We start from the raw sequence: 7181 nt of genomic DNA on the forward strand, positions 1-7181 counted from the left end.
CCGCCTAGATGTCGGATCGCTACGACGCCGTGCCACCGCCCCTGCCAGACCGTCCGCTGCCCGTTCCCCCGCCGCGCCGGCGTGGCGGCTTCGGTCGTTTCATGCTTGGCCTCGGCCGCGGTCTGAACATCACCCGCCTGGTGATCCTCAACGCGTTCTTCTTCGGTCTCCTTGCCGTCTTCCTGCTGCTCGTGTTCCTCGGCAGCCGGGCCGGGCAGGTGGACGACCGCACGGTCCTGGTGCTGGCGCCGGAGGGTGCGCTGGTCGAGCAGTACAGCGCGGAGCCGCTGTCGCGCGCCATCGGCCGCATGACGGGCGACGGTGTGCAGCAGGTGCAGGTGCGCGACCTCGTCCGCGCCATCGACAGCGCGGCCAAGGACGACCGCATCAGCCGCATCGTGCTGCGCCCCGACAAGCTGCAGGCCGGCGGTTTCGCGGCGCTGCGCGAAGTCGGTGCCGCCCTCGATCGCTTCCGCAAGGCGGGCAAGCCCGTACTCGTCTGGGCCGCCAGCCTGGACCAGGGCCAGTACTACCTGGCCGCGCACGCCGACAAGGTCTATATCGACCCGCAAGGCGGCGTCATGGCCATCGGCCTCGCCAACTATCGCCTGTTCTACAAGGACATGCTCGACCGCCTTGGCGTGCAGGTGCACCTGTTCCGCGTGGGCCAGTTCAAGAGCGCGGCGGAGCCGTTCATCCTCGACCATGCGTCGCCCGAATCGAAGGAAGCCGACGCGTACTGGCTCGGCGGCCTGTGGAGCACGTGGATCGACGAAGTGGCACGCATGCGCCGCCTCGACCCGGCATCGCTGCGCGCCGACATCGACAGCCTGGCCGAGCGCGTGCGCGACGCAAAGGGCAGCCTCGCCCAGCTCGCGATCGACGAAAAGCTCGCCGACGGCATAGCCACCGAACAGCAGTTCGTGAAGATGCTGCGTGCCGAAGGCGTGCCGGCCGGGAAGAAGGACCAGGGCTTCCGCCAGGTCGACCTGGCGGCGTACGTCGCCGAACGGGGCCTTGCCACCGTCGACGTGCTGCAGACGGGACCGGGCGTCGCCGTGGTGGTCGCCGAGGGCGAGATCGCCGGCGGCAAGCAGGTGCAGGGCCGGATCGGCGGCGATTCCACGGCGGCCTTGATCCGCGCCGTGCGCCAGGACCGGCGCACGCGGGCGCTCGTGCTCCGGGTGAATTCGCCCGGCGGCGAGGTCTACGCGGCGGAGCAGATCCGCCGCGAGGTCGAGCTTACCCGCGAGGCCGGCATCCCCGTCGTGGTGTCGATGGGCGACGTGGCCGCGAGTGGCGGCTACTGGATCTCGATGAACGCCAACCGGATCTACGCCGAGCCCAACACCATCACTGGTTCGATCGGCATCTTCGGCATGTTCTTCACCGTGCCCGACACCCTAGCCAAGATCGGCGTGAAGAGCGACGGCGTCTCGACGAGCCCGCTGGCCGGCGCCTTCGACCTGACCCGGCCGCTCGATCCCAACGTCGGCGTGCTCATCCAGAGCATCATCGACAAGGGCTATCGCGATTTTGTCGGCAACGTGGCGAAGGCTCGGGGCAAGGATTTCGCTGCCATCGACGCCATCGCGCAGGGCCGCGTGTGGACGGGGCAGCAGGCGCTCGATCGCGGCCTGGTCGACCGCCTGGGCAGCCTCGACGACGCGATCCGCGACGCGGCGGAACAGGCGAGCCTCGGCAAGGACTTCAGCGTGCGCTACGCCGAAAAGCCCATGGGTGCCTTCGAGCGTTTCCTCACCAACATCGGCGACAGTGCCGAGGCGCGGGTGGCGATGTCGTGGGGACTGCACCTGCCGTCGTGGGTGGCCGAGCTGCCGAAACTGGCACCGGAGTGGTCGCTTTTCCGTAACGCCGAAGCGGGCAAGCCGCACGTGTACGCCTACTGCTTCTGCTCGCCCAGGTAACTCTCCAGGGCCTGTTTACAGGCCCTGGCGCCTATTCGCCGTCGATCGCTTTCGCCTGGGCCTTGGCCTGGGCGTCCACGGTTTTCTGCACGTCCTGCGCCTTCTTTTTCTGCGCCTCCAGCGAGTCCCAGGGCGTCTCGACCCTGGCCTGCGGAGTGGGTGGTTCATGCGGCTGCGGCGGTTTCGAACACGCGGCGCAGGCGCCGATCAGGACCAGTAGCGGAAGGTAGCGGGTCATGTCGTGTCCTCCTGTGTCGGCGCCGAGTCTGGTCCGGATGCCGGCCATGCGCAATCGCAAGCGGACACTTCCGGCGTTCGATCCCTTACGATCCGCGTAAAGCACGGAGATCGCACATGCACCCACGACTCGCCAGCTGGCGCCTCGACGGCCGCACCGCCCTCGTCACCGGGGCCAGCAAGGGTATCGGCTACGCCTGCGCGCGCGAGCTTGCGGCCCTCGGTGCCGATGTCCTGCTCGTCGCGCGCGACGAATTGGCGTTGCAGGAAGTTCGCGACGAACTGGCCGAGGAGTGCCCCGACGTCGAAGTGCTCGGCATGGCGGCCGACCTCTCCGACCACGAAGATCGCCTGGCCGTGTTCGACTGGGTCGCCGACCTCGGGGTGAACCTCTCCATCCTGGTGAACAACGTGGGCGGCAACGTGCCCAAGGCCACGCTGGACTATGAGGAAGACGAATACCGCGCCCTCTTCGAACTCAACGTGTTCGCCGCGTACGAGATGAGCCGTGCGGCGTTTCCGCACCTCGTACAGCATGCGAACGCGGCCATCGTGAACGTGGGTTCGGTGTCCGGCATCGTGCACGTCCGCACCGGCTCTCCCTATGGCATGACCAAGGCCGCCTTGCACCAGATGACGCGCAACCTCGCCTGCGAATGGGCGGAGGACGGTATCCGCGTGAACGCCGTGGCCCCCTGGTACATCCGCACGCAGCGCAGCGAACCCGCGCTCGCCGATGTGGAGTACCTGGAGGAGGTGCTGGACCGGACGCCGATGGGGCGCATCGGCGAACCCGAGGAGGTCGCCGGCGCGGTGGCCTTCCTGTGCCTGCCCGCCGCGAGCTACGTCACGGGGGAGATCGTCGCGGTGGACGGCGGATTCCTGCGCTACGGGTTCTGAACCCGGTAGTGCCCTAGAATAGGCGGTTCCCCCGAGGAACCCGCATGCACATCGGTATCGATTTCGGCACGAGCTACACGGCCGCCGCGACCTTCGTCGACGGCGAACTGACCCACGTCACCTTCGGCGACGCGAAGCAGTTCCGTACCGCGGTGTTTTTTCCGGAAGTGGTACCCGATCCCACCAGGCGCCGCACGGAAACACGCGCGGCCACGGTGGATAGCTTCGAGGAGGCGCTGTTCGGCGACGAAGCCGTGGCCGCGTATCTCGAATACGGCGACGGCAATCTCATCGAGTCGCCGAAGTCGATGCTCGGGTTCCGCATGGACCCGCAGGTGCGCAAGGTGATCGTGCACATCGCCACGTACGTGCTCGAACACATCCGCCTCGCCGCCAGCCGGCAGCTGGGTGAAACCGTGCGCACGGCGGTGATCGGCCGCCCGGTGCACTTCCGCAGCTCGATGGGTGACAAGGGCTCCGAGCAGGCGGTGGAAATCATCCGCGAAGCTGCCGCCGTGGCGGGCTTCGACAGCGTCACCTTCCTGGAAGAGCCAGCGGCGGCGGCGATGCATTACCACAAGCGTCTGTCCACCCGGCAGACAGCGCTCATCGTCGACATCGGCGGGGGCACCACCGACGTGGCCTTCGCGGAACTGGGCGGCGAGGAGCTGCCGCGGATCGTCCGCACATGGGGCCTCGCGAAGGGCGGCACCGACCTCGACGTGAACCTCAGCATGCGCGCCTTCATGCCGCAACTCGGCAACAACGTCACCCGCGTGCCGGTGCACCACTTCGTGGAAGCGGCAAGCGTGCACAACCTTCCGAAACAGCGCGAATTCCGCCGCCAGGACTATCGCTTCGTGGACGAACCCTGGCGTTCGCGTCTGCAGGCCTTGCAGCAACCGGGTGCCACTACCCGCCTCAACCAGACGGCGGAGCGCAGCAAGATCGCACTGAGCAGCCAAGATCGGACCGGGGCCGACCTGGGCTTCCTCGAGCCGGGGCTGGGCGTGGACATCGCCCGCGGCGACATGGACGAGGCAGCCGAGCCGTTCATCGAGCGCATGCAGCGTCTGCTCGACGAAGTGAGGGAGACATGGCCGTCCGTGCCCGCAAGCATTTTCCTCACTGGTGGCACGTCGCGTTCGCCCATCGTCAAGGATGCGGTAAGGCAGAGCTTCGCGGACATCCCGATGGTGGAGGGCGATCCTTCGCTGGGCGTCGTGTCGGGCCTGGCCGTTGCCGCGACGGAACTCGACGCGACGTCGGTCTGAGCGCCGTCCAGTCGATCGAAATCTTCAGGATCAGTTGCAGCCCTGCAACTGTTGCCGCAGTTGCGCGTCCCTTGCCTCCAGCGGCCCGCGCTCGCTCTTGAAGGCATTGCGTATCGCGCGCTGGTTGGCTTCCGCGTCGTCGCGCAATGCGGCGCATGCCTCGGCCGGTGACAGCGGCCGGCACTGGTCCTGCACCCATACATAGTTGCTCGTGGCCACCGCGGCGGCGTTGCCCTTGCCCCGGTTCAATTCGGGTGCCGAGGCGACGGCCGCGTCGCGGCTTCCATACGTATCGGCGAGCGGCTGGCTCACCGCGCCCAGCACGCCCAGCGGCGCCATGTAGGGTTGCGGTTGTCCGTCACGGCTCGTATAGGGCTTGCCGTCGGTCGCACGGATGCAGCCGAACAAGGTCGGCGGTGGCGCGAACGCCTGGGGTGGAGGCGGCGCTTCCGCGCGCTCTTCGACGACGGGTGCCACCGGAGGCGGAGCAGGCCGTGCCGCCGAGGGAGCGGGATCTTCCAGATGGATCGCCTGCTGGTGCTGATCCTTCGCGCAAGGTGTCTGCTGGTAGATCGTGCGGCCGCCCGCCTGGCACTTGTAGACGGTTTCACCCGTCGCGACCCCGGTCGCGGCCAGCGCGATCGCGACCGCCGCGACGCGCTTCGCGCCCACGTTCAGAACTCCGCCACGTGGTCTTCGGACGCCAGTCCGAGTGTCATGGCGCCTTCGCCCACGTTCACCATGCCCGTGATGCCCATGGGACTTTCCAGCACCTGCACGCCCGCGTCCTCACAGTTGCGCACCAGGGCGGTATATCCGGGCAGGTTGCGCATCTCGTCGAGGTCGCCGCCGTAGCTCAATGAAAGCGACGGCACCATCAGGCCGGCCTGGACGCGCTTCGACGCATACTCGAACAAGGCGAGTGCGCCCTGTTCGAAACCACGGACCTTGCCCACCGGCCCCGTCTCGCCGCGATGGGCGCGGAGGATAGGCTTGATGTCCAGCGCCGTGCCGAGCATCGAGCTGAGGAAGCTGACGCTGCGGTCGCCCTTGCTGCGGGCCCGCGACCGCAGGTAGTTGAGGTCGCGCGGCAGCATGTAACCATACGAGCAGTCGGCCACCTGCGCCGCCCGCTCGCGTACCTCGGCCGGCGACTTGCCGGCCTGGATCATCCGCACGGTTTCGGCGACGGCGGGCCCCGCGCCGGCGAAGATGTTCCGCGTGTCCACCACGCGCATCAGGAAGGGCCCGGTGCGCCCCGCCGCCTCGCGTATGGGGCGATAGTTCTTGAGGATGGCGAAGCTCGCCTTGATCACGTTGTCGTGGATAGGGCTGCGCGTGGCCATGATCGTGAGGCATACGACGCAGTCGTATTCCTTCACCAGGCGGTCCAGGAATAGGGACTGCACATCCTCCACCGAGCTGGCCTCGGTTTCCGCCGAATGGCTGCGGCTGCCCAGCTTCCTGTCGCGGAAGCGCTGGATCTCCGCCGGATCGCGGTCGTCCTTGAACCGCTCGAAGTCGACCTTTACCGCGATGGGCATCATGGCGATGCCGTTGCGCTCCACAAACTCCTGCGGCACGTCGCAGGCCGCGTCGATCGCCACGCCGATCCGCATCGGCTACTCCCGCTCGAGCCCCCCTGGGCCCGTTCAAGCCGGATGCTACACTTGCACGAATGAATTTGGCACTCCGCCGGCGTGGCGTCGCCGGTAACCGCTCCGTCGGCAGGTGAAGGTCCACCGGCGGCGCCATGCGCATCCGGATTCGACATGAAAACCAAGAACGAGATCGTCTCCAACTGGCTGCCCCGCTACACGGGCACGCCCCTGGAGGCCTTCGGCCAGCACATCCTCCTGACCAACTTCGGTCACTACGTGGACCGCTTCGCGAACGACCACGGGGTGGAGGTGCGCGGCCGCGACCGGCCCATGCCCAACGCCACGGCCGACGGCATCACCCTCATCAACTTCGGCATGGGCAGTCCCAACGCGGCCACCGTCATGGACCTGCTGAGCGTGATCGAGCCGCAGGCCGTGCTGTTCCTCGGCAAGTGCGGTGGCCTCAAGAGGAAGAACGCCATCGGCGACCTGGTGCTGCCGATCGCCGCCATCCGCGGGGAAGGCACGTCCAACGACTATCTGCTGCCCGAAGTGCCGGCACTGCCCGCGTTCCAGTTGCAGCGTGCGGTCTCGACGATGATCCGCGACCTCGGCCACGACTACTGGACCGGCACCGTCTACACCACGAACCGCCGTGTCTGGGAACACGACGACGCGTTCAAGGAATACCTGCGTCGCACCCGGAGCATGGCGATCGACATGGAAACCGCGACGATCTTTGCCGCGGGCTTCGCCAATCACATCCCTTGTGGCGCACTGCTGCTCGTCTCCGACCAGCCGATGATCCCGGAAGGCGTGAAGACCGAAACCAGCGATGCCTCGGTCACGGCCAATTACGTGGAACGGCACATCAAGGTCGGCGTGGAAGCGCTGAAGCTGGTACGCCGCCACGGCCGAAGCGTGAAGCACCTGCGCTTCGAGGACGATGGGGAGTAGCAGCCTCACGCAGCAGCGGCAAAATCACGCAAGCAGCTATGCCGTGTCGCAGGGAGCCATCGACGTGACCGGTCAGGTCGCGAAACGACCCGGCCGGCCCTGCCGACGACACAGAAGCAAGTGATTAGCCAAGCTCACATGCTCGCCGTCAGTGCGGCTTGCACCCGGATGTAGTGCCGTCAGTCAGACGTTCCGTGAAGCCGGAGCGATCCTGCGTTTCATAGCGCCTGGAAAAAGTGTGTCGGACGTAACAGTATCGCTACGTGAGATGAAAATTCAGAATA

General features: G+C 67.1%; 7 protein-coding genes. 4 read left to right on the forward strand and 3 right to left on the reverse strand.

The features are described 5' to 3' along the window. Nucleotides 1-8: 8 nt before the first annotated feature. Nucleotides 9-1928 carry a signal peptide peptidase SppA gene (gene sppA, locus ACPYOD_RS16250; protein ID WP_481302753.1) on the forward strand — a complete coding sequence of 640 codons (1920 nt, stop codon included), beginning with the start codon at nt 9-11 and terminating at the stop codon, nt 1926-1928. A gap of 31 nt (nt 1929-1959) precedes the next feature. On the opposite strand, the gene ACPYOD_RS16255 is transcribed toward sppA, so the two are convergent. Next, nucleotides 1960-2166 (reverse strand): hypothetical protein, encoded by a 207-nt coding sequence (locus tag ACPYOD_RS16255; protein WP_481302754.1) that lies wholly within the window; start codon nt 2164-2166, stop codon nt 1960-1962. A gap of 116 nt (nt 2167-2282) precedes the next feature. Between ACPYOD_RS16255 and ACPYOD_RS16260 the strand changes: the two genes are divergently transcribed. Together ACPYOD_RS16260 and ACPYOD_RS16265 are read left to right on the forward strand one after the other, a co-directional pair. Continuing rightward, nucleotides 2283-3065: an SDR family oxidoreductase gene (locus ACPYOD_RS16260; RefSeq protein ID WP_481302755.1), complete on the forward strand. Its 783-nt coding sequence runs from the start codon at nt 2283-2285 to the stop codon at nt 3063-3065. A gap of 44 nt (nt 3066-3109) precedes the next feature. Continuing rightward, nucleotides 3110-4339: an Hsp70 family protein gene (locus ACPYOD_RS16265; protein ID WP_481302756.1), complete on the forward strand. Its 1230-nt coding sequence runs from the start codon at nt 3110-3112 to the stop codon at nt 4337-4339. A gap of 30 nt (nt 4340-4369) precedes the next feature. Here ACPYOD_RS16265 and ACPYOD_RS16270 read toward each other — a convergent pair whose 3' ends face one another. Both ACPYOD_RS16270 and ACPYOD_RS16275 read right to left on the reverse strand, forming a co-directional pair. Beyond that, entirely contained in the window at nt 4370-5011 is a 642-nt protein-coding gene (locus ACPYOD_RS16270; protein WP_481302757.1) for a DUF4124 domain-containing protein, read from the reverse strand. 2 nt (nt 5012-5013) lie between these two features. Then, nucleotides 5014-5958, reverse strand: a complete 945-nt coding sequence (locus ACPYOD_RS16275; RefSeq protein ID WP_481302758.1) for a DegV family protein — start codon at nt 5956-5958, stop codon at nt 5014-5016. Nucleotides 5959-6111: 153 nt separating this feature from the next. Here ACPYOD_RS16275 and ACPYOD_RS16280 point away from each other — a divergent pair, with 153 nt between their 5' ends. After that, nucleotides 6112-6897 (forward strand): AMP nucleosidase, encoded by a 786-nt coding sequence (locus tag ACPYOD_RS16280; protein ID WP_481302759.1) that lies wholly within the window; start codon nt 6112-6114, stop codon nt 6895-6897. Nucleotides 6898-7181: the final 284 nt, after the last annotated feature.

It is taken from the genome of Luteibacter sp. HAY1-4A (assembly GCF_056755355.1).

Excerpts from the sequence above, each read along its gene's own strand:
- ACPYOD_RS16260 (WP_481302755.1), top strand. The coding sequence starts at position 2,283 with ATGCACCCACGACTCGCCAGCTGGCGCCTCGACGGCCGCACCGCCCTC.
- sppA (WP_481302753.1), top strand. The coding sequence starts at position 9 with ATGTCGGATCGCTACGACGCCGTGCCACCGCCCCTGCCAGACCGTCCG.
- ACPYOD_RS16275 (WP_481302758.1), bottom strand. The coding sequence starts at position 5,958 with ATGCGGATCGGCGTGGCGATCGACGCGGCCTGCGACGTGCCGCAGGAG.
- ACPYOD_RS16265 (WP_481302756.1), top strand. The coding sequence starts at position 3,110 with ATGCACATCGGTATCGATTTCGGCACGAGCTACACGGCCGCCGCGACC.
- ACPYOD_RS16280 (WP_481302759.1), top strand. The coding sequence starts at position 6,112 with ATGAAAACCAAGAACGAGATCGTCTCCAACTGGCTGCCCCGCTACACG.
- ACPYOD_RS16255 (WP_481302754.1), bottom strand. The coding sequence starts at position 2,166 with ATGACCCGCTACCTTCCGCTACTGGTCCTGATCGGCGCCTGCGCCGCG.